The sequence below is a fragment of the Silvanigrella paludirubra genome (assembly GCF_009208775.1).
Taxonomy (GTDB): Bacteria; Bdellovibrionota_B; Oligoflexia; order Silvanigrellales; family Silvanigrellaceae; genus Silvanigrella; species Silvanigrella paludirubra.
This window is the reverse complement of the sequence record NZ_WFLM01000004.1, coordinates 566,685-590,564: the sequence shown is the minus strand read 5'-3', so window position 1 is coordinate 590,564 and position 23,880 is coordinate 566,685. Positions and strand designations below refer to the sequence as shown.

General features: G+C 29.3%; 23 protein-coding genes. 10 read left to right on the top strand and 13 right to left on the bottom strand.

The window, feature by feature from the left end; all coding sequences use genetic code 11:
• Nucleotides 1–393 precede the first annotated feature (393 nt).
• From GCL60_RS13280 to GCL60_RS13270, 3 genes are all read right to left on the bottom strand, one after another.
• Entirely contained in the window at nt 394–687 is a 294-nt protein-coding gene (locus GCL60_RS13280) for a hypothetical protein (protein WP_153421151.1), read from the bottom strand.
• Nucleotides 688–761: 74 nt separating this feature from the next.
• Nucleotides 762–2,309 (bottom strand): M17 family metallopeptidase, encoded by a 1,548-nt coding sequence (locus GCL60_RS13275; protein WP_153421150.1) that lies wholly within the window; start codon nt 2,307–2,309, stop codon nt 762–764.
• Entirely contained in the window at nt 2,306–3,700 is a 1,395-nt protein-coding gene (locus GCL60_RS13270) for a lytic transglycosylase domain-containing protein (RefSeq protein WP_153421149.1), read from the bottom strand. The genes GCL60_RS13275 and GCL60_RS13270 overlap by 4 nt, the downstream gene beginning before the upstream one ends.
• Nucleotides 3,701–3,770: 70 nt before the next feature.
• Between GCL60_RS13270 and GCL60_RS13265 the strand changes: the two genes are divergently transcribed.
• Genes GCL60_RS13265 through GCL60_RS13255 form a run of 3 tightly spaced genes read left to right on the top strand, consistent with a single transcriptional unit; the run spans nt 3,771 to nt 6,406 of the window.
• Nucleotides 3,771–4,526 carry an ABC transporter permease gene (locus GCL60_RS13265; RefSeq protein ID WP_161998214.1) on the top strand — a complete coding sequence of 252 codons (756 nt, stop codon included), beginning with the start codon at nt 3,771–3,773 and terminating at the stop codon, nt 4,524–4,526.
• Nucleotides 4,527–4,547: 21 nt separating this feature from the next.
• Nucleotides 4,548–5,285, top strand: coding sequence for an ABC transporter ATP-binding protein (locus GCL60_RS13260; RefSeq protein ID WP_153421147.1), 738 nt, complete (start codon nt 4,548–4,550; stop codon nt 5,283–5,285).
• A gap of 8 nt (nt 5,286–5,293) precedes the next feature.
• Nucleotides 5,294–6,406, top strand: a complete 1,113-nt coding sequence (locus tag GCL60_RS13255) for a hypothetical protein (RefSeq protein WP_153421146.1) — start codon at nt 5,294–5,296, stop codon at nt 6,404–6,406.
• Nucleotides 6,407–6,446: 40 nt separating this feature from the next.
• Here the strand turns inward: GCL60_RS13255 and GCL60_RS13250 are convergent, their stop codons facing one another.
• Nucleotides 6,447–6,815: a hypothetical protein gene (locus GCL60_RS13250; RefSeq protein WP_153421145.1), complete on the bottom strand. Its 369-nt coding sequence runs from the start codon at nt 6,813–6,815 to the stop codon at nt 6,447–6,449.
• A 184-nt stretch (nt 6,816–6,999) separates the two neighbouring features.
• On the opposite strand from GCL60_RS13250, the gene secA reads away from it, so the two are divergent.
• Complete coding sequence (secA, locus tag GCL60_RS13245; protein WP_153421144.1) at nt 7,000–9,525, top strand: preprotein translocase subunit SecA; 2,526 nt, start codon at nt 7,000–7,002, stop codon at nt 9,523–9,525.
• Nucleotides 9,526–9,566: 41 nt separating this feature from the next.
• On the opposite strand, the gene GCL60_RS13240 is transcribed toward secA, so the two are convergent.
• From GCL60_RS13240 to GCL60_RS13230, 3 genes are all read right to left on the bottom strand, one after another.
• On the bottom strand, nt 9,567–9,794 hold the full coding sequence (locus tag GCL60_RS13240; protein WP_153421143.1) for a hypothetical protein: 228 nt from the start codon (nt 9,792–9,794) through the stop codon (nt 9,567–9,569).
• A 128-nt stretch (nt 9,795–9,922) separates the two neighbouring features.
• Entirely contained in the window at nt 9,923–11,197 is a 1,275-nt protein-coding gene (locus GCL60_RS13235; protein ID WP_153421142.1) for a GAF domain-containing protein, read from the bottom strand.
• A 608-nt stretch (nt 11,198–11,805) separates the two neighbouring features.
• The gene (locus GCL60_RS13230) at nt 11,806–13,350 is read right to left on the bottom strand and encodes an ATP-binding protein (protein WP_153421141.1); all 1,545 of its coding nucleotides are present in this window, start codon (nt 13,348–13,350) and stop codon (nt 11,806–11,808) included.
• Nucleotides 13,351–13,547: 197 nt separating this feature from the next.
• Between GCL60_RS13230 and GCL60_RS13225 the strand changes: the two genes are divergently transcribed.
• Nucleotides 13,548–13,913, top strand: coding sequence for a response regulator (locus GCL60_RS13225; protein WP_153421140.1), 366 nt, complete (start codon nt 13,548–13,550; stop codon nt 13,911–13,913).
• 8 nt (nt 13,914–13,921) lie between these two features.
• Here GCL60_RS13225 and GCL60_RS13220 read toward each other — a convergent pair whose 3' ends face one another.
• Entirely contained in the window at nt 13,922–14,224 is a 303-nt protein-coding gene (locus GCL60_RS13220) for a rhodanese-like domain-containing protein (RefSeq protein WP_153421139.1), read from the bottom strand.
• A gap of 151 nt (nt 14,225–14,375) precedes the next feature.
• Between GCL60_RS13220 and GCL60_RS13215 the strand changes: the two genes are divergently transcribed.
• The 4 genes from GCL60_RS13215 to GCL60_RS13200 all read left to right on the top strand — a co-directional run bounded on the left by GCL60_RS13215 (nt 14,376) and on the right by GCL60_RS13200 (nt 17,488).
• Nucleotides 14,376–16,049, top strand: coding sequence for an ABC1 kinase family protein (locus GCL60_RS13215; RefSeq protein ID WP_153421138.1), 1,674 nt, complete (start codon nt 14,376–14,378; stop codon nt 16,047–16,049).
• Nucleotides 16,050–16,052: 3 nt separating this feature from the next.
• A complete protein-coding gene (locus tag GCL60_RS13210) occupies nt 16,053–16,463 on the top strand; it encodes a hypothetical protein (RefSeq protein WP_153421137.1) in 411 nt (136 codons plus the stop codon).
• Nucleotides 16,464–16,594: 131 nt separating this feature from the next.
• Entirely contained in the window at nt 16,595–17,032 is a 438-nt protein-coding gene (locus tag GCL60_RS13205; protein WP_153421136.1) for a hypothetical protein, read from the top strand.
• A gap of 108 nt (nt 17,033–17,140) precedes the next feature.
• Entirely contained in the window at nt 17,141–17,488 is a 348-nt protein-coding gene (locus GCL60_RS13200) for a histidine triad nucleotide-binding protein (protein ID WP_153421135.1), read from the top strand.
• Here the strand turns inward: GCL60_RS13200 and GCL60_RS13195 are convergent.
• Entirely contained in the window at nt 17,465–18,091 is a 627-nt protein-coding gene (locus GCL60_RS13195; RefSeq protein WP_153421134.1) for an SAP domain-containing protein, read from the bottom strand. The two genes, GCL60_RS13200 and GCL60_RS13195, sit on opposite strands and share 24 nt — an antisense overlap.
• A gap of 216 nt (nt 18,092–18,307) precedes the next feature.
• On the opposite strand from GCL60_RS13195, the gene GCL60_RS13190 reads away from it, so the two are divergent.
• Nucleotides 18,308–18,919, top strand: a complete 612-nt coding sequence (locus GCL60_RS13190) for a hypothetical protein (RefSeq protein WP_153421133.1) — start codon at nt 18,308–18,310, stop codon at nt 18,917–18,919.
• 21 nt (nt 18,920–18,940) lie between these two features.
• Here the strand turns inward: GCL60_RS13190 and GCL60_RS13185 are convergent, their stop codons facing one another.
• The 4 genes from GCL60_RS13185 to GCL60_RS13170 form a co-directional block, all read right to left on the bottom strand.
• Nucleotides 18,941–19,780 (bottom strand): hypothetical protein, encoded by an 840-nt coding sequence (locus GCL60_RS13185; RefSeq protein WP_153421132.1) that lies wholly within the window; start codon nt 19,778–19,780, stop codon nt 18,941–18,943.
• A gap of 107 nt (nt 19,781–19,887) precedes the next feature.
• Nucleotides 19,888–21,201 (bottom strand): vitamin K epoxide reductase family protein, encoded by a 1,314-nt coding sequence (locus GCL60_RS13180; protein WP_153421131.1) that lies wholly within the window; start codon nt 21,199–21,201, stop codon nt 19,888–19,890.
• A gap of 19 nt (nt 21,202–21,220) precedes the next feature.
• The gene (gene deoC, locus GCL60_RS13175) at nt 21,221–21,979 is read right to left on the bottom strand and encodes a deoxyribose-phosphate aldolase (RefSeq protein WP_161998213.1); all 759 of its coding nucleotides are present in this window, start codon (nt 21,977–21,979) and stop codon (nt 21,221–21,223) included.
• On the bottom strand, nt 21,976–23,880 hold the full coding sequence (locus GCL60_RS13170) for a hypothetical protein (RefSeq protein WP_153421129.1): 1,905 nt from the start codon (nt 23,878–23,880) through the stop codon (nt 21,976–21,978). Before GCL60_RS13170 ends, deoC begins: the two co-directional genes overlap by 4 nt.

Below are 23,880 nucleotides of genomic sequence, written 5' to 3'. Positions count from 1 at the left end.
TTATGGATTTCTCTTCATGACAATATCATTAAGCATGAATTAAATTGACATAAATCACCAAACCATTCTCGAAATATTTGTAATTATATGATTTTTATAAAATTAAATGATTTCATTCTGATAAATTATAAAAAGAAATGATTTTTATGTTGCAGTTAACCATAAGGCATGCTATCTATCTCGCTAGGAAACCTAATGGGGTAACCCAAAAATGATGTCGTTCGGGTATTATTTTTGTCCTTCCTTAAAAAAAATATCCTTTCCTTTTGAACTCTTGCCTTTAGCATTATCCTTTCTGTAATTTCCTATCACATTCCCTCCTCAGAGGGACGACCAAGCCGCCGAGCACCGAACAGAGCGGCGGCTAGATTTTTATTTAGCTTACCATTAGAATTACGAAGGTCTAGGCACTCCTGTTTTATCAAAAATATCCTCTTTAGCGAATTTTCTTAACTTAACAAGATTTGTATCTATTTTCTCAATATTTCTATTAATTGTAGAAACCATATCCTGAAAATTTTCATGATCAAAGGAAGGATCCATATAACGTTTTCCTTGAGTATCTTCATTTAATTCCTCAAGAAATCCTTTAGCAACAAAAAGAGCATTGTTAACATCATGAATTAACTCGCGTAGATGCAAGCTAACCATGTTTACAATCACCTCTGGATTTTGTTCATTAGACAATTTTCAGCCCTCCAATGAAACAATAAATCTACTTTAAATATATTATTTGTTATTTTAGTTTAGATTAGTTTTTGTTACTTTGAAATAAAGGACTCAATTGCTCGAGTCACTAGCCTGACACATTTTCCTGTCGCGCCCCCACCCTCAGACCATAATCCATTTGGCTTATCACACCACATATATGTATCAATATGATTCCATTGAGGAACTGTAACAAATTTTTGAAGAAATAAAGCAGCCGTAATGGAACCAGCAAAACCAGAAGAGCCACTATTCACAAAATCAGATACATTGGAGTCAAGATAAGATTCATAATCAATAGGTAAAGGAACTTGCCACACCCAATCTCCACTCTCGATGCCAGAATTGTAAAGTAACTGACTTGTTAATTTATTATTTCCAAAAAGAGAATCAACCATCGTTCCTAAACCCACGCGCGCCGCACCCGTAAGAGTCGCCAAATCAATAAGCCAATCAGGATGCTCCTCACAAGCTAAAGAAATGGCATCTGCTAGTACAAGTCTCCCCTCTGCATCTGTGTTATCGATTTCAATTTGGAGACCGTTTTTAGCCCTAAAAACATCTCCTGGACGCATTGCATTTCCAGAAATCATATTTTCTGCCAAAGGTAACCAACAGGTAAGCCGCATGGGCAAGTTGAGACGAGCACAAGCAAAAAAAATGCCTAATGCCGAAGCAGAACCGCCCATATCTTTTTTCATAATACGCATTCCAGAGGATGGTTTGATATCATATCCCCCTGTGTCGAAAGTAATCCCTTTACCAACTAAAGAAACATGAGGCGTTTTTGATAAATTTTTTGTTGTAATATATGTTAATTTAATTAGCCTTGGTTTTATCTCACTTCCTTGCCCCACAGCACATATTAGTCCACAATTTTCTTTTTTTAATTTTTCATAATCATATATTTCAATTTGAATATGATTTGGTGAAGATGATTTTTCACACTCATTTCGAACAATCGTTCTTAAAAATAATTCGTAAGACTCTGGATTAAGTATATTTGGTGGCATATTTATAAAGCTACGAGTGTAACACATAGAATCACTTAATGCGATTGCTTTATTCACTACCTCTTTATTCATAAATGTATTTTCAAATATTATATTAAATTGTTTATTTTTATTGGAATTTTTAAATACTTTATTTGATATTGACTTTTGCAGAATTCCCAATATAAATTCATATTTTTCAAAATCAATAAATGATTTTAAATCTTCTGAAAAAGAAATATAAAACTGTTTTGACGAATCAAATTTGTTACCTTGTTGCAATAAAGAAATTGAAAGTAAAGCTCCCATATGACTTATTATATGTGATTTTCCTGGTAGCTCAAAAGAAAGTTTTTTGGGTTCATCTTTTGGAATAATATAAAAAAAAGATTTTCCATCTTGATTTAAAGGATATAAATTTTTAGGTTTTAAAGTACCAAAAAAAGCAGTGGGAAATTGAAATTGCTCTGAATGCGTAGAATAATAATATTCACTGATAACCTGAATAGAAACTCCGTCTGGCTGCTCCTTACCCTTACTGAACTCTTCATTCGTTTGAACTAGGATTGAAAAGTGAGGAGCAAGAAACCAGTCGGAGAAAAAATTCATTTTAAAGATCCACCTTGTGAGCTTAGAATTGTACGCCTTAAAACCACACCGGAACCACCTTTTCCTTTTTTAGCCAATTGTGAATATCTTTGTTTAGCTGCTTTTCGAGCTGCTAAAAATTGGGCGTAAAAATTGCTTGAAGCAAAACGAAACGAAGGCGAACTGTAATGGTCAATTACTTTACATAGATCACGTGACCCTGTTTCATCAATAGCCCGGAGCATTCCATTTACGCCATGATTGTAAGCAGTTAAAGTTAAAGGCCAATTTTGAACCTTATCAAAATCGCTTTTCAAAATTTTCATGGCCGCTGTGGTTGCAATTTTAGGATCTGTTCTTTTTGAAACAGCTGCATGGCCTTCTACAATACGCATGGTTCCTGGCATAATTTGCCATAATCCCATAGCCCCTACCTTTGAACCAGCCTTAGAGTTATAACTGCTTTCTACATGTGGTAAATAGGCAAGATCAATAGGAAGACCACTTTTTTTAACGATCGGAAAAACAGAGGGAAGGTAGTTTATACTTCTTTGAACTCCTGCTTCAAATTGAGATTTTAAACCTGTTTGAATTCTCATATTTGATTTTGCTTCATTTAAATTCTTTAAAGTTAAGCCACTCTCTTTAAATAAAGCAGCCACTCTTTTTTCTTCTTTTGTCCAGTTTTTACGAGGAGTTTTTAATTTTGCAGCTAAATTATTAATAATGTTAATATATTTTTTTCGTTCATTATCAATATAGCGTGATCTTTGTGATTTATTTGTAGGAAGGGATAAAGTGCTATAAATTCTGGATAAGTCATTTTTATCATGTAAATACGCTTCATTTACATCTATTTCTGTATAAACACGTTCCCAAAAAGCAACATTGTCTTCTATACAAGCCAACATAGGAAAAGGATCTTTTGAATTATTCAAAGCACTTGTTGAACGAACAAGTTGAACGCTATCGTTATTATCTTCTTCTAGAGCAACAGTATCCTCTCTCATTTTACGAGATTTTATGCTGTTTTTTTTACCATTTGATTCAAGAGCAATTTCTTTTTTCTTTTGAGAAATAGATTTAGGCGCTGGAGGAACTTCAAGCCCTCCATCATCCGCTAGTACAATTTCTTCTTTAGGAACAGACTTTTCAACCTGATCAGATTTAGAGGCTTTTTGCTTTTTTTTGCTGACTTCTGGCTCTTTAGCTGTGGTTCCTTTGGAAAAAGAGGAATCTGCTTGCTGGTTTACTATCGGATTATAATATAGAACCGGTTCTTTACCAGCATTTTGAGGTAAATCCACTTTTAAATCTAAAGAATAGGATTTAGAAATTAAAGAAGCTTGTGACATCAATAAAACTAAAGTGGTTAAGGAATTGCGTGTTAATTGCAGATTTTTAAGAAACATATTAAATCCTCTGGCTGAAAGCGGTCTTACTGCGCTTCAAGCTTAGAATAACAGTATGAAAGGCAACTACATGTCTCGCATATCTAGACGGATTTTTCCAGTTCTTTTTGTAATGTTACTCATTTTTGTTTTAGAGTTAACGTTACAAAAAGCTAAGGTACCAGAATATATTATCCCTTTACCTTCTAAAGTGACAGATGTATTTTTAACAGACTGGGTAATTATTTTTCAAAACACACTCGTAACTGTTTCAGAATGGCTATTAGGTGTTTTTCTTGCAATTGTATTAGGTCTTTTTTTAGGTTTTTTATCTTTCAAATCTGAAAAAATACATTCTATTTTATCACCTCTTCTTATTATTTCACAAAGTATTCCTTACCTTGTTTTTACACCACTTCTTATGATTTGGTTAGGATTAGGAATGGCACCAAAAGTTGCTTTGGTTGTACTTACGTGTTCTTTTCCTATTTCATTAGTGATGCAAAATGATCTTATTGAAGCAAAAAAAGAATACCATTTAATCGTTGAAATGTTGCAAATAAACTCCATGAAAGCTTTTTTTCATATTTATTTTCCCTATTCACTTCCTGGATTTTTTAATGCGCTTAAAATAAGCATTAGTTACTCTTTTGGTTCCGCAGTTTTAGCTGAATTAATGGGCAGTGAATCTGGACTTGGTATTTATTTATTAAGAGCTCAAGCAACCTTTAGAACAGATAAAGTTATAGCTGCTGTTATTGTTATTATTTTTATAAGTTTAATTAGTACATTTTTTGTTTCTTTACTTAGAAAAAAAATTATATTTTGGAAAACAGCAAAACATTAAATTTTAGGAATAAATATAATAATGATTAAAATATCGGTTGAAAATTATTCTTACCAAAATAAAGAGCCTGTTATTAAAAACATAAATATTACTTTAAAAGAAGGTAAAATAACATCCCTAATAGGAGCTTCAGGATGTGGAAAATCTACTTTTTTAAGAGTTCTAATGGGTATGGAAACAGGAGCTACAGGTCAGATCGAATTTAAAAATCAAGATTTTTCTTTTCAAAAATGGAATATAAAACAAAAATTATTTTCAATGGTTCCTCAAGTACCTCATTTATTACCATGGAAGAACATTTTAAATAATATCATAATTGCTATTTCTAATGAAAAAGTAACTAAAGAACAAAAATCAAAAGAAGAAATTGCTATAAATGCTTTAAAAGTTGTACAATTAGAAAATCATAAAAATAAATTTCCTGATGAGATTTCTCTTGGAATGGCACAAAGAGTTTCTTTTGCAAGAGCTTTGGTATTAGATACACAAGCCATTTTATTAGATGAACCTTTTGCATCTTTAGACGCACACACAAGATATATCTTACAAGAATGGCTTGCAAATAAAATTTTAGAAACAAACAAATACGCTATTTTAGTTACACACGATGTAAGAGAAGCATTATTTTTGTCTGAAGAAATTCATGTTTTAAAAGGTATTCCATCCGAAATAAATAAAACATTTTATAATGAAAATAGAAATGAAAAGAGTAATATTAAAACAGAAAAAGAAATTATATCTTTAATTGGAATCAACTAAGGAGAAAAATGATAAATTTAAAAGAATTTTTCCAAAAAAATAACAATTATTATTTAAAAAAATACATCATTATATTACTTATTATATATTTTTTATACCACTTTTCTTTGTGGGTTTTAACAATTCACAGCAAAGATCTAACTTACCAAAATGCCTTATCAAATTGGGATGCTAATTGGTATAATAAAATTATTCTTGAAGGATACAATGAAAAATCTATTGCTTTTTATCCGTTATATCCATTTATTATAAAAGTTATTTCAATTTTATTACCATTCCAAATTCCAGCCCAATTTATAGGCACTGTATTTTCATCTATTTTATTTATTATTTTCAATATATTTATTTTAAAAATCATAAATAATCCTGAAAAACATCCTGAATGGCTTATTCCGCAAACAAAATATGGATATTTTTTCTTTTTATTTGCACCGTCATCCTATATCTTTCATTCTAGTCACACAGAGTCATTGTATTTGCTTCTTTCTTTTCTTGCATTTTACTATGTAAATAAAAATTGGATTTTGAGTTCTGTATTGGCTGGACTCTGCGCCTTAACAAAAAATCAAGGAATTTTTCTCAGTATTGCAATAGCATGTATGATTATAAACTCTCATGAATTAATTTCAGATAAAATTAAAAAATTTATTTTATCTGGACTTATTTCATTTTCAATTTATTCTATTTTTTTAATTTATCAATATATTGTTTTTTCAAATCCTTTTGCTTTTTTAGATGCACAAAAATATTTCACAAGCCTTACACTATCATTTTCAGGATATTTAAATTCATTTTTTGACATTATAAGATATAAAGATTTAACTAGATTTAGTATTTATGAATCTATTTATTTTTATATTTTATTCATTTTCAATTTTTTATTATTTAAAAAATCTAAACCAGTTTTTTTCTATTCATTATTTTGCTTATTAATAACTCCCAGTGTTTTCTCTTTAATGAATGCATTTCGTTATACTATTTTTATTTTTCCATTATTATTTACTTTAGGAGATTTTTTATCTAAAAGAAACTTTATATTTTTAATTCTTCTCACCATTTTTTTAATCTATTTAAATCATCAAATGACACGAAATTATGTTTTAAGTCGATGGAGTTATTAATATTAAAAATCATTAAAATTTAGCAAAATAAAGTTGCTATCTAATGTGAAACTTTTTTAATAAACTGACTTCCTACACTTTTCAAATTAGATTCATCAAAAACATCGCAAGCTAATTGAAAATCATCAATATCTAAATATCCTTTTTCATTTAAAACATCTTTTAATCTATGAAAAGAGTCTACTAACATCCCATTTTGATCTAATAGGCCATCCATTTCAGCTCGTAATTTACAAACTTCACCACCGACCCTTGTAATGCTGTCCAATATTTGCTCAATTTGCTTTGTAAGATTGACATTTAAATTACTATCATCAGCCAAACTCCCATTTGGCTCTAAATCAAGAGCGTAGCTTTCAAGGCTGTCTTCATTGAATTCATCAAATATGTCTTGGGTTGTATTAGACATTTTCATTCCTTCCACTATGCTTCATTCACTCTTTTAATACTTTGCTCTTGTCGGAAGGTTATAAATTGAAATAAGAGGAAAGAATTGGCAACCTGTCACCAAAATTGGCACACAAGAAAAATGTGTGTTAAAAGGCTGGTGGTTTTAAGCTTTTTTATTTGTTTGAAAGGATAAATTCTGAATCATGTTAAATATTCTCAAGTCTCTCTTTGGAACTAAAAACGATCGAGAATTGCGTAAAATTGCACCTATTCTTACAAAAATAAACACTCTCGAATCAAAGATGCAATCATTGACTGATAGTGAGCTTAAAGCAAAAACCTCTGAATTTAAAACAAGGTACCAAAAAGGGGAAAGTCTTGACTCTCTTCTCGCTGAAGCTTTTGCTGTTGTACGTGAAGCAGGCAAACGCTGCTTAGGAAAAAGACATTTTGATGTACAGCTTATTGGTGGATATGTATTACACCAAGGTAAAATTGCTGAAATGCGTACAGGGGAAGGTAAAACTTTAACCGCAACAGCTCCTGTTTACTTAAATGCCTTATCTGGAAAAGGCGTTCATGTTGTTACTGTAAATGAATACCTAGCATCTACACAGTCCGAAGAAATGGGCAAGCTTTATAGTTTTTTAGGCCTTACTACAGGATGTATTTTATCAGGCATGAGTGACCAAGAACGTCAAGAAGCCTATGCTTGCGATGTTACTTACGCTACAAATAATGAATTAGGTTTTGATTATTTACGTGATAACATGAAGGTTCGCCTCGAAGATTTTGTACAAAGAGGCCATCACTATTCCATTGTTGACGAAGTCGACTCCATCTTAATTGATGAAGCTAGAACTCCACTCATTATTAGCGGTCCTTCGGATACTACTTCCGATAAATATATTATTTCAAATAATGCGATTCGTGGATTAAGAAAAGAAATTGACTACACGGTAGATGAAAAATCTAGAGCCTGTGCTTTATCTGAAGCTGGTATTTCTAAAGTCGAAAAACGCCTTAATATTGAAAATCTTTTTGACCCTGAAAATAATGAACTTGTTCATGCTTGTAATAATGCATTAAGAGCTCATGTCTTATTTAGAAAAGACGATCATTATATTGTTCAAAATGGGCAAATCATTATTGTTGATGAATTTACTGGTCGCTTAATGCACGGTCGTAGATTTTCGGATGGACTTCACCAAGCTCTAGAAGCAAAAGAAAATGTTCAAATTCAACCCGAAAACCAAACATTAGCACAAGTAACTCTCCAAAACTATTTCCGTATGTATGAAAAATTATCTGGCATGACAGGTACAGCAGACACAGAAGCAGTCGAATTTCATAATATTTATAAATTAAATGTTGTTGTTATCCCTACAAATCGCCAAATGATTCGTAAAGATCACGATGATGTTTTATTCTTAAAACAAGCTACAAAATTTAATGCTGTGGCAGAAGAAATTGATAAAATTCATAAGACGGGACAACCTATTCTTGTTGGTACTGTCAGCATTGAAAAAAGTGAATTGCTTTCTGAGCTACTTAAAAAGAAAAATATTCCGCATCAAGTACTAAATGCAAAACATCATGAACAAGAAGCTAGAATTATTGCAGAAGCTGGCCAAAAAGGCCGTGTAACTTTATCAACCAACATGGCTGGTCGTGGTACAGATATCATTCTAGGCCAACAAGTGGCTGATCTTGGAGGTCTTTATGTTATTGGTACGGAACGACACGAAAGCCGCCGTATAGATAATCAGCTCCGTGGCCGTTCTGGTCGCCAAGGTGACCCAGGTGCAAGTAAATTCTTTTTATCTTGGGAAGACGAACTTATGAAACGCTTTAACAATAAAGCGAATCAATTCATTATGGAAAAGTTTGTTGGTGACGAAGCGATTCACGATCCAAGATTAACAAATGTAATTGGCAAAGTACAAAAACGAGTAGAAGGTTTCAATTACGATATTCGTAAACAACTACTTCAATACGATGATGTATTAAATCAACAAAGAAAAGCTATTTATGCAGCTCGTATGAGAATATTGCGTAAAGAAAATGTAAAAGAAATTTTAGTTGGTGAACCCATCCAAAAATTTGCACGTACCATTTGTGATGACTTTATTCCACCATCTGGACTCCCTGGTGAGCTAGTTAATATTGATTATAAAGAACTAGAAAGAGTTTTATTCCGTAATTTTAACAAAGCAATTCCTTTTTCTATTGAGGAAAGGAATAAAACGGAAATAGGTAGAGATGAGTTTTACGATCTCATTACAAAAAAACTTATCAAGGAATACGAAGAAAAAGAAAACTTATTTGGTTCCGAACAAATGAGGGATATCGAACGTTGGGTTATGCTTCAAACGATCGACTCTTGGTGGAAAGATCACCTTCTTAATATCGACCATTTAAAAGACGGAATTGGTTTAAGAGGTTATGCGCAAAAAGATCCATTACAAGAGTATAAAAACGAAGCTTTTGAATTATTTATCCGTTTGATCGTTTCTATCAAACAAGACTCATTACAAATGATATACAAAGTACAGCCTAATTTAGCTGAAAAGTTTATTGCGGAAGCCAAAGCAGAAGTTGAACGCAAGGCAAAGCTTGAACTCAAAAATGCAACTGCAGAACATCAAGACCCTGAAGTCGCATTTGAGCACAAATTGGAAGAACAAGAAGAATTAGAGAGAAAACGAGCGATGTATTCGGAAAGATAATTTTAAAACCACCTAATGGTGGTTTTTTTTTCAAGTTAAAACTAATGATGGCGACGCAAAGATATTAAAAAATTTATTAACTTAAAGAAAAAACCATCATTGTTTTGAGTTTCAGAATGTTTATTTTTTGAAAAAAAACCTTTTTTTCTTTTATCATAATCATCTGTTTCCGAAGATGATTTTATACTATTTATAGATTCGTTTTCATTATAATAAACATTATTTTTTAAGTGTTTTTTGTCATTTTTAAATTTATTATGATGAGACATAGTTTTTCCTTTATATATAAATAATTATTTAATAAATAACTATTTCCTATAAGAAAGAATAACAAAAAATTATTTAATCTTAAATAGAAAAATTTATTTTTTTAAAATTTAATTAAACAAAATAAAGATTAATTATCAAACTGATAGTTTCTTTTAGGAAGATAAAAAACCACTTTAGAATTTTCACTACTCTTATCTAAAAAAACCTGTGCACCAATTGCTTTTGTAATTTTATTTAAATAATTTTCACCTTCAATATTTATTTGATTGAAATCATTTAAACAATCATTTTTCATTTCATAATTTTGAAAATCGTGATTGCTTAAATTAAACTTATTAAAAGCAGCTTGGCTATTATCTGAAATAGATATTTCAAAATCATAACTAGCCTCCTTTAAGTCCAAATGAATCCACTTAAATTTTTTAAATTTTATAGATTCAATCGAATTATGAATAATGCATGAAATAATTTGAATAGTTAAAGAAGGTTTGCATTCTATTTTATAATTTGGAGGGATATTTGAAGTTATGTCTAATTGAATTTCATACATAGACATTTTATCTTTGTATAAATTAAGCACAGCAGATATGAGTTCATTTACAGCAATAAATTGTGCTTTTTCGACTTTATAATCGGTATGAAAATATTTAGAAAAATTTATTTTTTTTGTAATTGAAAATTCTTTTTCTATGGTAGAACAAAAACTATTTATTTTTTTTGTATTTTCAACAAGTTGAACATCCGAAGAGTAATCATTTAAAGTTACAAAATTGAACGCCATTTGTTTATTTGTTTCGTGATTTGCCATTTTTTCTAAAGATTTTTTTCCTGAATTTCTTATGTTATTTTGATAGGAATATTTCTTATCATTTTTTAAATAATTTTTTGAAGATAATTTTGACTCTTCATTTAATTTTGCAAGAAGTATTTTTTTTCTACGCAGTTCTAAAAGCTTGTATATTTTATTAGCTAAAAATTTAAGATACATAAGCTGACTATCTGAAAATTGATTCTCTTTTCTATCTAAAATACATAAAGCACCAATATTATAGCCTGTCACAGAAACAATAGGTACAGCAGCATAAAAAAGAATTTTAGGATTACCTAAGACGTAAGGATTATCATGAAATCGTTTATCTTTTAGAGTATTATTTACGATAAAAATTTCATCACTTTTTAAAGTATATTGGCAAAAGGAAAAATCTTTTTCAAATGTTAATTTAGGAATTCCATGACTTGACTTAATCCATAATCTTTTTTCATCTAAAAAACTTATATACGAAATAGGACACTTAAATGCCTTAGCTGCTAGTGAAGTTATTTCATCATAATCTTTTTCAGGTAAGGTATCTAAAATATAGTAACTTTTTAAGGATTCAATTCGTTCTTTTTCACTTATCATCCTGATATCCTAAAAATAAGCTTCATTATTAAAACAAATCTATATGTTTATTTAAGCATATAGTGCAAACATTTATTAAATTTTTTTATTTCAATTTAAAAGAAAATAATTAAAACTTAAAAATGCCGTCTATTAAAGCAGACATTGTTGATTTTACATTATCAACATTAATTAAAAGTTGCAAGAAAGTAATTAAATTTTTGTTAATAATTAAATAAATAAAATCACTAATGACTAAGGCATAAAACATAAAAATACTTATATATTTCAAGTTTTTTTTAAATTTTCCAATTTTTAAAATTATTCACAAACTAAAGAGATATTTTTTTATTAAATAATTTTCTAAATAAACAAAATCATATACATTTTAATTAAAATAAATCATTATTAATATTATTTTTTTTTCATAAAAGTTATTCATAAGTTATTACAAGAAAAAAAACGATTATAATTTATAACATTTTAAAATGTATAAATTTAATTTTATTATAAATTCGATATAAAATTATAATTTTATATCACATAAAATATTTTTTTATTTTTGGTATTCTTTTTAATATGATTATTCATAAAGTTAAATTTAGAATTGGAATTATCTAAAAAATATGTCAAAAAATATTTCTTTGCAAGAACATTCTATCCAACTCTCTAAAACTCATAACAGATTCAACAAATAGTTTGTTAATTTCAATTTCATTAAATAAACAATAAAATGAAAAAGCTATATTATATATCTTTTTTTGACCTCTAAGAGATAAAGAACAAAATCTTTCATCCATTATAAGGTATTTTTCGATTTCCGAAAGTATTTTATTTTGTTTTTTTAAGTCGTTATATTTTTTCTTCGCATCAATGAAATTTTCAGAAAAAAATTTAATTTTCTTTTTAGAATACAAATCTAGTAAATAAGCTGAAAAAATATCCATTTCACTCATTTCAATCGGAGAATCAATCCAAACCTGAAGGCAAAATCGATCTAAAAGTGGTCCGCTTAACTTTTGTAAATATTTTCTACTTTCTTTAGGATTACAGCGACAAGATTTTATTTTAGAGAATAAATAACCACAAGAGCATGGATTTGTTGTAGCACATAATAAAAACTGAGCGGGGTAACGTATATGTCCACCCGCTCTTGAAATAAATACCTCACCAGAATCTAAAGGCTCTCTTAATGACTCTAAACTTGAACTAGAAAACTCAGAAAGTTCATCTAAAAATAAAACACCTTTATGAGCCAAAGATACTTCTCCTGGCTTTAATGAACTTCCTCCTATTAAAGCAGCTGGAGTAGCAGAATGATGAGGAGAACGAAATGGCCTAGCAACATGACTTGAAACAGAATGAATCAACTTTACATCTATCATTTCAATTTCATTTAAGGGATCAAGAAATTGGTAAATTTTTTGTAAACCAAAACTTTTTCCAACACCAGGTTCACCAGCAATCAAAATATGATGATGACCTAAAGCTGCAATTAATAATGAAACACATAGTTTTGGATTTTTCATTAAAACTGTAATTGTATTTTCTATTTCTTTTATGTTTAATGTACTATTTATTTTTGGTTCAGATATATTAATTTCTTTGGGAATAAACTCTATAGAATTTATCTTATTTAACTTTTTTCTTTTTTGATACCATTCATCTATACTATCAAAAAATTCTGTTTTGTTTTCTAAAAAAATGGAATTATAGCTTAAATTTTTTCTAGGGAGACATAATTTAATATTATTATTATTTTGAATAATTGCAGATTGATAAATGAGTGGATTTTGAATCTCTTTTAACTTTCCAGACAGAGAAAGTTCTCCTGCCAAAAATTCATTCTCTGGTTTAAATAATTTATTTTGTTTTTCGTTATCATCAATTAAAGCATAAATAATACATCCAGCAACAGCAAAATCCAACTGCGATAAAGGAATACGCGATATTTTTATAAACTCACTTGGTGTAATATTTACTATAATTCTCTTAGAAGGAATTGGAATTCCTATAGACTCTAATGCAGAACGAATTCGTTCCCTCATATCTCGAGTTGCTTCCGTATTTAAACCTAAAATATTTAATCCAGAAAAACCTGTCCCAATTACGGTTTCAATTTCAACAGTGATAACATCGACACCAACTAATAAACAGGAAAATGTTTTTGCCATAAATAACTCCTAAAAAAAGAAAAAAATTTCTAATTTTTCTTATTAAGAGCCTATATAACATTTTAGTTTATGGTATCTTCACTTTTTCATTTTTTGAACAAACCAATAAAATTTATTCCATAAAAAAGAGAATATTCAAGATATCTAAAAAAAGACCGATAAGGATACTTGTATATTGAAATACCTGAGGGTTTTTTATGGCAAAGACAATTTTGATTGTCGATGACGTTCCCACAATACGAAGTCTTGCAAAATTTGCTCTTTCTAAAGGAGGCTTTAACGTTTTAGAAGCGCAAGATGGATCTGTAGGCTTGTCTGTAGCAAAAAGCAAAAATATCGATCTTGTGATTTCCGCTTTAAACATGCCCGTTATGGGTGGTTTTGAACTTGCAAAAGCATTAAAAGCAGACCCAAAAACACAAAATATCCCTATTTTTATTTTAACAAAAGATACCAATCCAGAAGATGCTCAAACAGGCAAAGAAATTGGTGTTAAAGCTTGGATTATTAAACCATTTGTACCAGACAAACTGCTTGCTGCCGTTAAAAAAGCTTTAAATTAATGTCAAACTTATATTAAATCTTTTAACTCATTATAACCACCTGGGCTTGCTACACGAGTTTCTTTAAAACCCATATAATTTAAGAACATTTCGGCTCTTTCCGCTCGTCCCCCTGATTTACAGTAAATAAATATTTCTTTATCTTTTGAAATTTCTGAAAAACGAGAATCTAATTCTGCTACCGGAATATTTATACTTCCATTAAGCATTCCCGCTGAACATTCACTAACATCACGAACATCCAATAAAACTTTTTTACTGAGATCCCCGTCTTTATACATTTTCGCAAATTCAACACAACTTAATTTCATTTTTACTCCCTTATAGAACTGCTCAATCAATCCTTACATATTTTTTGAGACTGCAACAGAATCCATTGGCACTTGTTACAGGTCTAATATACTAAAGTCATAGAAAGGTAATTCAAGATTACCTCGTTTGCTATTTTGAGGATTCAATTATATGCCTTCAAGTATTCTACAAAAATTTAGAAATGTTGGGAGACTAACCCATATAGTAAATATTCTGGCTCGTTATGGATTTAAAAGAGAGATACAAAGAACAGAGCTCGGCGATCTTTTACAAAGTACAAACTCAGAAAATAGTTCACAAGAACAATCTCCAAATTATCATTTTTCCAGAGCAAAAAGACTTGCTATGGCATTTGAAGAGCTTGGACCTACATTTGTAAAATTAGCGCAACTTCTTTCTGCAAGAGAAGATCTTTTACCCAAAAGCTATGTGGAAGAATTTAAAAGACTATGTGATAAAGTTAAGCCTATAAATAAAGAAATCATTGAAAAAACCCTTGAAAATGAACTTCCCGCTCATTTGCTGGAAGAAATTGAATTTTTTGATTTTAATCCCATTGGATCGGCAAGTATAGGTCAAGTCCACAAAGCTCTCTTAAAAGGGGGAAGCTCTGTCGTATTTAAAATACAACGCCCTGATATTGATATAGCCATAAATAATGACTTGGCTATATTGATGACCATTGCTTCTATTTTAGAAACCGCATTGCCTGAATTAAAACTTCTTCGCCCTACTATTATTGTAGCTGAACTTCGCCGCTCTCTTTTAAACGAACTAGATTATTCAAGAGAAGCAGCAAACACAGAACGAATGAGGCAGTTTTTCAAAAATCATGAAAATATTCATATTCCCGTAATAAATTATAAATTTTGTACCTCAAAAATATTATGTATGAGCGAAGTCACGGGAAAGAAATTTACGGAAAGTAACATCATTGATGGAGGTCATAATTTAGTTAAAATTGCCGTTGAAGCCTTTTTAGATATGACTTTTCAATTTGGAATTTTCCATGGAGATCTTCATCCTGGAAATTTAATAAAAATGGATGATGGAAAATTAGGGATTCTTGATTTTGGATTAACCGTTCGTTTGAAAAGAGATTTAAGAAACACATTAGCCTTTATGTTTTATTCTTTATCTAAACATGACATTGAAACTTGTGCGCGCCTTTTTGTTGAACTTACAGAAAAAGACGATTTAACGCTTAGCTCTCAATTAGAATCTGAAATATCAGAAATACTAGATAATATCATTTCATTACCTATACAAGATCTCCATTTAGGAAGGACATTAATGCGAATTGCAAGAATTTCTGCAAATCGAAATGCGCCTTTAGAAAGAGATCTTATTTTATTTTTTAGAGCATTAATTGCCCTAGAAACTTTTGGCAGAAGTGTAGATCCCAAATTTCAAATTCTTAATTTTGCAACTGAATATTATGAAAAAAATTCTCTTTTTCAGTTTGATAAAAAATGGTTCGAACGCAATATCGGTTTAGCTATGCACGATTCTGGTGCATTTATTAAGGATTTACCTATTACACTTCGAATTTTAGCTAAAAAACTACAATCTGGAACGCTGGCCTTCCAGTTTAAGAGCGAAGATATTATATTTTTAACAAGAGAATTAGATCGTGCATCAAATAGACTCAGCCTTGCTATACTTTTAGGATCCATTGTCCTAGGAAGTAGTATTGCTACTTATGGAAAACAGGGTAAACTATACGACTTCTTAGCTACCTTCGGCTTAATTGGTTTTGGGACAGCCGTAATTCTAGGATTATGGCTTATTATTGGTATTATTCGTTCAGGAAGATTTAAGTAAACTATGCTACCAGGTTTTTGTGTTGACATATGGCTGTGCTACGGAAGCTTCTCTTATGGATTTGAAAGTAAAATTCATGATTTTGGAGAGAGTGAACTTGCGTTATGTTTACAAACTCATTCCGAAGAACAGTCCGATCAAATGGAATCTTTTTTTGAACAAGTTGTAGAAAAACCAAAAGGACTTTTAAGAGTTGAACTTAGGGTCTATGGACCCGAAAAAATTTTTAAAAGACATAATATCAATGGACCTGTTTACTTATTTACAGACATGGTGCCGAAACAAGGTCCAAAACACGCGGGCTCTCCTATTTTAAGGTTTTTTTCTATTAAAGGCATATCTCCGGCAAACTCGGAAAGCTGGATGAAACTCGTCCGTCAAATTTGGAATCAATTGCAACAAAAGCCCACATAAAAAAGATAGAATGCAAGTAGATTTGTTACTTTGATAAGGCCAATTTATTTTATACCATTGTCCTTGGAGGAATCACCTTGCGACAAAAATTGATTTCAGACAAATTTTCCTTTTGCATTAAGCTGATTTTTTTGTTTTTTCCTTTTTTTACTTTTGCAAATGAGGAACATGCCGCTCCCCATAAAGAAAATGGGGAAGAAGTTTATGTTCCTAAAAAAGAAGCTCCTAAGGCAAATGAACACGATAACAAAAAAGAGAAAGAAAGTTCTAAATCAGAGAACAAAGAAAAAGCTCATGATGCCACGGGTCATAATAAAGAAACAGCAAAAGAAGAAACAAAGTCTAAAGATGCCCATAGCACAAATGAACATGAAGACAGCAAAGAAAAAATGTCCGATTCGAAAAAAAATATGCATAAAGAAGAAGAGTCTGAGAAAAACAAATACAAAGGAAATAAAGTTGTTACTATAGATGAAGAAGACCCTTATGAAATACATAAACCAATGGGAATTTTTTGGTTTGTAGGTGTTTTCCTTGTACTACTCATTGTTATATTTGTTTTTACCTAGCTAAATATTAATTAACAAATTTCTTTATAAATATTTTCCTTTTTTATATCTTATGTTATTTCTTAATATGTTTTTATTAATGATACTATTCATATGAAAGAATAACCTATGTCTGATAAAACCATTTTTGAAAAAATTCTATCTGGTGAAATTCCCTGCAAACCAGTATACGAAGATGAATATACTTTGGCATTTAATGATATAAGTCCACAAGCACCCGTTCATGTTCTTGTTATTCCAAAAAATAAAATAATCAATGTGTCTGAGTCTCAAGAATCAGATATCGAACAAATGGGAAGAATCTTATTTGCAGCAAAAAAAGTAGCAGAAATAACGGGGATTATAAAATCAGGTTATAGACTCGTCATGAATAACGGAGAAAATGGCGGCCAAACTGTTTATTATATGCATTGCCACGTCCTAGGAGGACGCTCACTCTCTTGGCCTCCAGGTTAACTTTTTTTTATAGGAATCATAATCTCTTTTACCAGGTAAAAACTTTACAAAATTCCATGCCTCTATGGCTTCTTGTCTATTTTTTCCCTTTTCATTTTTAAAAAAGTCTCTCATAAATTGATTATATTCAAATTGTTTTCCTATTTCTTTTTCAATATTTAATGATTTTTTTTCATTTTCATATGTAATCCAACCTTGAATTAAATCACCATAGGTTATTTTATTATTGATATCTATTATTCTATTATTAAAGCTTCTTAAGTAATCATTAAATTGAAAATGACTCCCTATCTCTTTTATAAAAAACTCTCTTGTTTTTTTATCATTTTTATAATTTAAAACCAATGAATTTTTATCCAGCTTATTTAAGCTATCTTTTTTATATTTTTGCGAATTAGGTTTACTTATTGTTTCATTTTTATTACCTGTTTCAATAAAATATTGAACTCTTTTCAGTAAATCGAATTTATTCCCAGTCGTATTTAATTTATATATTTTACAGAATTGAATAAGTTCACTTTTTAACCAATAATAATCTAAAAATGTTTTTATATCTATATTTTTTGTTAATTTTGGTCTTTTCATAAGCAAATCAGAACACATAAAATAACCTCATAAAATTATTTCTATTATAAAATAACTCTCTTTTCAATTTTTTCTTGATATTTTGTATCATTTTAAAAACATATAAACCATTAATTTTACTTATATAAATTAAATTTTTTAATATTTATAAAACAAAAAACAAATAAAAAACCAATGTTTTCATGCCGATAAAATTCAGATTAACCTTTTTTCTTAAAATAGGCGCAGAATGGCATGAAATCAAAAAACTTAACAATTGTATTTATTATCATTTTATTCACTATCGTTATGATATCTATTTTTAAGAAAAAGGAAGATGGATCAGAAAAAATATTTAATCTTGAAATAGAAAAACCCAAAAACCAAAAATTCAATGAGAGAGAATTTATAAATTACTTAAATGAAAATACAGTTGCTAAATTTGCAAATTCAAATACGAAATTTTTTATTGATAATATCACAGTTGTCGATAAAAATTTATATCAGAATTTGGATTCAAATTATTTATGGAAAGATTATAACTATATTTATATTTCAACAAATAATTCTTATAGTCATTTTAGTCAAAAAAAACCTCTCATCATATTCAATAAAGAAAACTCTAAAATTATGGTAACAAAAGGTTTTTTTGTAATAAATTATTTAAATAATATAGAAAATATAAGCATCATTGAAGAAAAATATCAAGTTGAAAAAGTCTCTGTTATTAAAAGTGATAAAATAATCATTGTGAGAGCAAAGGAAAATTCAAATCTTAACCAAATATACGATCAGTTAAAATCAAATAAATCATTTCAAAAAATAAAATTAGAAGTTTTAGATCATATCGATAATATTAATAAATAGAAGAATATCAACAAAATACTTTTAGTTTATTGCCCCTTCGTTTTCAAAAGCAAACGATTTTTTAAGTTCTAAAATATAGGAACTATTTTGATAATAGTCGGGAAGCATTTTATCTAAAGCATAAGCAGCTATGCCTAAAATATTTATACCACCAGCTATTAACGCATATTCTTCTGGTTTTATTTTTTCATCAATATAAAAAAATACCTGGTTTTTAGAGATTGTTACTTTTGTATCAATAGAAGGATCTTCTACGGATTTTAATTTTGTGTAAATTAAATTCAATTCAACCAGTTTTAAATTAGATGATATTAAACTTTGAACTAAATATTTATCCTTAATCATTTTTTGAATTTCTTCATAAAAAAAAGCTCTAAAGTAAGGATTTTTAGAATTTATGTTTACAATTTTCCAATTCCCATCTTTCAATCGAATTATTTTAGCAGAAACTTTTGCTGCATGAAATGGTTTTCTCAATATGCCTGGAATATGTATATAATTAGTTTTAACTGACTCACTAAAATCTAAATCAAAAGGATACGATTTTTCTTGAATATCACTAGAACTTTGAATTGTATGCTCTTTAGAAAAAGAATTTGAACCTTCTTCTCTTAATTCGGATTGAAAAGCAGAATTCGGATAAAAATCATTTAATTTATGATTTGTTGAAGTACTTTTCTCTTTTAATACTTCAACTGGTAAATTATTTTTTTGAACTTTTTTATCTTTTACAACACCCATTTTTTGGTGCTTTTTAATTATTTTTTTTTCTTCTGTTTTTTTCTCTATTTTTTCTTCTGTTTTTAAATTATTTTCTTTTTTAGTTATAATAGAAATTGAAATATAATTATTAGAAGGCATTTTTTTATCATAAGATTTATTAAAATTTCCATAAAACAGCATTAATAAAATTAAAAAATGAAATATTAATGCAAATAAAATGGAAATTAAAATTCGAAAATAATTTTTCAATTTACTCTACTTAAAGCCTGTGAAAATGCTTGAGCAAAGGCATCGGAACTATGAGCACCATCATATTGCTCACCGTTAATTAAAATGAGAGGAGTTCCTTGAATTCCAAATTTACTTGCAATAGCAGAATCATCTTTTAATTTTTGCAATTCAACATGACTTTCTACACATTGCGTAAAGGAATCCACATTCAAGCCTAATGAAGCGGCTTCTTGTTTCATACCGTCCATTGAAAATTTTTGAGCTCGTTCTGCATTATCCCATAACTGCCCACTAAATCCCCATGTTTTAAATTCCCAAAATTTTCCTTGTTGTCCTGCACAGCGTGATGCTTCGGCAAGGGAACAGCCAAATGGGTATCCACCCTCTCCAGGAATGTAAGGATTACATTTGTTACTTAAAGGAAAAAAGCGATAAACAAATATAACTTTATCTAGACCAATTGCATCTTGTGCTTTTAAAATACCCTCGGTTGCAATTCGGCAATGTGGGCATCCAAAGTCAGAAAAGACTTGAACGACAACTTTAGCATCATCGTTTCCTCTCCGGTAATCTTCCCCATTTCCTACAAAATTGGTTTTATTGAAAGTCATTAAAAGATTTTTAATGTCCATCTCATTTGTATTTGAACTTGCAGGTTTATTGCTATCTTTTTGAATATTATTAGCTGATGCTGGCTTTGATTTATCTTCAGGAGTGACAAAGTAAGAAGCAACATGAGGTGCAATTAAACCTATTGCTAAAGGCGGAATTCCAAGACATAAAGAAACAGCCATAAAACGAGTAAACGCATCATTTTTAGGAAGATCAGCATCTTTTCTTGTTTGAATAAATTGAATTATTTTTAGAACAGCATAAATTACAACTATAATTTGAGTAACAGTACAAGTAGGACATACCATTTTTAATTTAAAGTAAGAAATATATACAAGAGCTGCAACAGAAACTAAACCAATAACACCTAATAAAAACTCCCAAAAAGCAAGCCATTTTTTATTAATTTGAGAAACTTTTGGCATAAAAGCAGCTGAAAGAATGATTGCAAAATATGTCATTCCATAAGCACCAAGTGGAATGGATGCAATTTCACCATAGGAACTTCCTACAACTGCAGAACAACTTACTGTTGAATTAATATCACAAAATTGAGAGCCACCTGTTTTAAGTGTAACTTGTAAATGAATTGCTAAAGCATATAAAGAAACAAAAAAACCGACAACACCTAATATTACAGTAAATACATTTAATTTATTATAATATTGTGATGAGTCCGATTCAACCTCATTATCCATTCCTGAATTATTTTCCATAAAAATTCCTATAAATATATTAATATGAAGTATGATTTACTTTTTCATTAACAATTTCAAAACCACCACTCGTTCCTAGACGAGTAGCCCCTGATTTAACTAAAGACAATGCATCATGATAATTACGAATTCCGCCACTTGCTTTAATTCCAACAAAAATTCCTGTCTCATTTTGATATTGAGTTAAAGCTTTTTTTATAATCTCAATGTCATTTATAGAAGCGCCACGAGAAGCAAAACCCGTAGAAGTTTTTATCACATGTATTCCAGAAAGGGCAGCTAGCATGGCACATTTATATATTTCTTCGTCCGTGAGAAGGGCTGTTTCAAGAATGACCTTAACTAAAGACCCTTTAGAAGCTTCTACAATTGATTTAAATTCTTTTTCTAATTGTTTAAAATTATTATTTTTTACCAAAGATACATTTTGAACAAAATCAATTTCATCCACATGAAGACTTACTAAATTAACAACTTCAGAAACTTTTGTTTCCAACGTATTATAACCTAAAGGAAATCCGACAACTGTAGCTAAGCGCACGTCTGTATTTTGTAATTTTGAAAAAGCCTTTTCAACATAAAAAGGAGGAATACAAACAGCTCTAAAATGACATTTAATAGCTTCAAGACAAAGATTTTCTATTTGTTGTTCCGTTGCATTTTGTTTTAATAAAGTGGAATCAATTAGTTTTGCAAACAAACTTGCTTTGGGATTATTTATTATTTCTTCACGTAATAAATAATCATTTTCTAAATATTTGTGACTAAATTTAATCATTTTTCTTGCTCCACATGACATATCCCATCTCCAATATTGTCAATACAATAATCACGAGTTATTGCAAAGGGTAACGTATTTTTTGTTCCTGTTAAAAAATCTGGTAAAAAATCATCTCCCCAAGCAGCCCAGCGAACAGTAAAAGCATTTGTCTCAGAAATGCTTTCTTCAAAACTCATTGAAAAAGGTTTTGAAATATCTCCCCTATCTAAAATCCATCTTCTTTTTATTTTTCCATTAATATACATTTCAATTATATTAGTAGAATTCCAAGGTGGAACTGCAATTCTCAAACGAAATTTCTGTTGAATGTAGCTTGAAAGTAATCCTTCATTATTTGGTAAAGTTAATGGTTCAAATAAATAAAAGATTGCACCGTTTGATGCTTGTATATTAGAATATTTTAAAAAATCACTTCGAGGTACAATTCTCATTAGTTTTGTAAAACTTGAAAATGGTACTGCATTATTTGCAATACTTTGTTCTCCTGTGCCTCCAAGAGGAATACCTAAAAATGATAAATTTTGTGAATTATTTCTTAATGAGCTAATATATTTAGAGGTTATATTAGATGTAACTCCTAAATAAATTTTATTAAAATCATTTTTATTAATTTCTTTAATTTGAGTTATTTGGCTTAAAATATTTGAATTTGAAAATATACTTGTTAATTTATTATAAGGATTATAAAAAACTAAATTAAAATTTTTATTTGTTTCATTTTCATCCTCTTTTCGAAAAACATAGTCTTGAAAATAATTAGGAGAGCTAAGAAGTAAATTATTATTGTTGGAAAAAACCCAATTTTGAAACTCTTTAGATTCTATTATCGTGGAAGGAAAAATTGTTGCATCAAAAAAATAATTATTTTTTTCGTCTTCAAATATAAAATCATCTTCATTATCTGAATCTGCGCAAGATAACTCAAAAATTTCATTTTCTTTTAAATCAACAGACTTCAAACATACCAATTTATTTTTTCGAATTATTGCAAAAGTATATAAAGAGGGCTCTAATTGTAACTCAAATGGTTTTTGTCCAATTAATAATGATGAATTTAACAGCTCTTGCACACCCATATTTGAAGTCAAAAAATTACCAGAAATAAATAAATCATCATTTATTTTAGATGGAATTAAAAAATGACCTTCATTGAAGTTATCTGTTAATTTTTCTAATCCATGATTAGAAAGACTTCTACCAATTCTTAAAATATCGCCTTTAAATATTCCATTAATTAATTTTGGATCTATTTTTACATAAGAACTCTCATAAAAAGGAATTTTGATATTTGTTTCTTGTTTATCTATTAGTAATTCTCTTCGCATTTGTCCATATCCAGTAGAAATAAGATAGGATTTTAAAGAAATAAAACAACTGGCTTTGCCATCTGAATTCATTTTCACCATAGCAAATGGTTTATGATTAACTGGATTTAATAAAAAGAAAAGTTTTTTTTCATCATGAAAAGAAACAGCACTATCAGATACAAAATGAACTAATTTTAAATCACCTTTTGGTAAATTTTCGACTTCACTATCTTCTAGAGTACGACATATTCCAGGCTCAGGAGGCAAAATTGGATTATTTTCTCCGTTCCAATATCCAATTAAAAAATCGGAAGGTCTTATACTTGTCCATGTTTCATTTGGTAAAATAAAAGGCGCCCAAACTAAACCTTTTGATTTATAGGGATTAATATCAATATAATTGTACATAATTAGAGAAGAAATATCTTGTTTTGAAAAAAAGGGTCTCGCATTTTCTTCAAAAAAAAGTTTTTCTTCCTCATTAGAGGAGGCACAACCACAGAATAGGAGAATAAAAAACATAAAGTAAAAAGGAGTTTTATTTAACAGGCTGTTTTTAGAAAGCTTTTTATTAAAAGTATTACATGTCAT

Bases quoted from the DNA above. Each gene is read 5' to 3' on its own strand.
- GCL60_RS13275 (WP_153421150.1), bottom strand. From the start codon at position 2,309: ATGAATTTTTTCTCCGACTGGTTTCTTGCTCCTCACTTTTCAATCCTA.
- GCL60_RS13270 (WP_153421149.1), bottom strand. From the start codon at position 3,700: ATGTTTCTTAAAAATCTGCAATTAACACGCAATTCCTTAACCACTTTA.
- GCL60_RS13265 (WP_161998214.1), top strand. From the start codon at position 3,771: ATGTCTCGCATATCTAGACGGATTTTTCCAGTTCTTTTTGTAATGTTA.
- GCL60_RS13260 (WP_153421147.1), top strand. From the start codon at position 4,548: ATGATTAAAATATCGGTTGAAAATTATTCTTACCAAAATAAAGAGCCT.
- GCL60_RS13255 (WP_153421146.1), top strand. From the start codon at position 5,294: ATGATAAATTTAAAAGAATTTTTCCAAAAAAATAACAATTATTATTTA.
- GCL60_RS13250 (WP_153421145.1), bottom strand. From the start codon at position 6,815: ATGTCTAATACAACCCAAGACATATTTGATGAATTCAATGAAGACAGC.
- secA (WP_153421144.1), top strand. From the start codon at position 7,000: ATGTTAAATATTCTCAAGTCTCTCTTTGGAACTAAAAACGATCGAGAA.
- GCL60_RS13240 (WP_153421143.1), bottom strand. From the start codon at position 9,794: ATGTCTCATCATAATAAATTTAAAAATGACAAAAAACACTTAAAAAAT.
- GCL60_RS13235 (WP_153421142.1), bottom strand. From the start codon at position 11,197: ATGATAAGTGAAAAAGAACGAATTGAATCCTTAAAAAGTTACTATATT.
- GCL60_RS13230 (WP_153421141.1), bottom strand. From the start codon at position 13,350: ATGGCAAAAACATTTTCCTGTTTATTAGTTGGTGTCGATGTTATCACT.
- GCL60_RS13225 (WP_153421140.1), top strand. From the start codon at position 13,548: ATGGCAAAGACAATTTTGATTGTCGATGACGTTCCCACAATACGAAGT.
- GCL60_RS13220 (WP_153421139.1), bottom strand. From the start codon at position 14,224: ATGAAATTAAGTTGTGTTGAATTTGCGAAAATGTATAAAGACGGGGAT.
- GCL60_RS13215 (WP_153421138.1), top strand. From the start codon at position 14,376: ATGCCTTCAAGTATTCTACAAAAATTTAGAAATGTTGGGAGACTAACC.
- GCL60_RS13210 (WP_153421137.1), top strand. From the start codon at position 16,053: ATGCTACCAGGTTTTTGTGTTGACATATGGCTGTGCTACGGAAGCTTC.
- GCL60_RS13200 (WP_153421135.1), top strand. From the start codon at position 17,141: ATGTCTGATAAAACCATTTTTGAAAAAATTCTATCTGGTGAAATTCCC.
- GCL60_RS13195 (WP_153421134.1), bottom strand. From the start codon at position 18,091: ATGTGTTCTGATTTGCTTATGAAAAGACCAAAATTAACAAAAAATATA.
- GCL60_RS13190 (WP_153421133.1), top strand. From the start codon at position 18,308: ATGAAATCAAAAAACTTAACAATTGTATTTATTATCATTTTATTCACT.
- GCL60_RS13185 (WP_153421132.1), bottom strand. From the start codon at position 19,780: ATGCCTTCTAATAATTATATTTCAATTTCTATTATAACTAAAAAAGAA.
- GCL60_RS13180 (WP_153421131.1), bottom strand. From the start codon at position 21,201: ATGGAAAATAATTCAGGAATGGATAATGAGGTTGAATCGGACTCATCA.
- deoC (WP_161998213.1), bottom strand. From the start codon at position 21,979: ATGATTAAATTTAGTCACAAATATTTAGAAAATGATTATTTATTACGT.
- GCL60_RS13170 (WP_153421129.1), bottom strand. From the start codon at position 23,880: ATGACATGTAATACTTTTAATAAAAAGCTTTCTAAAAACAGCCTGTTA.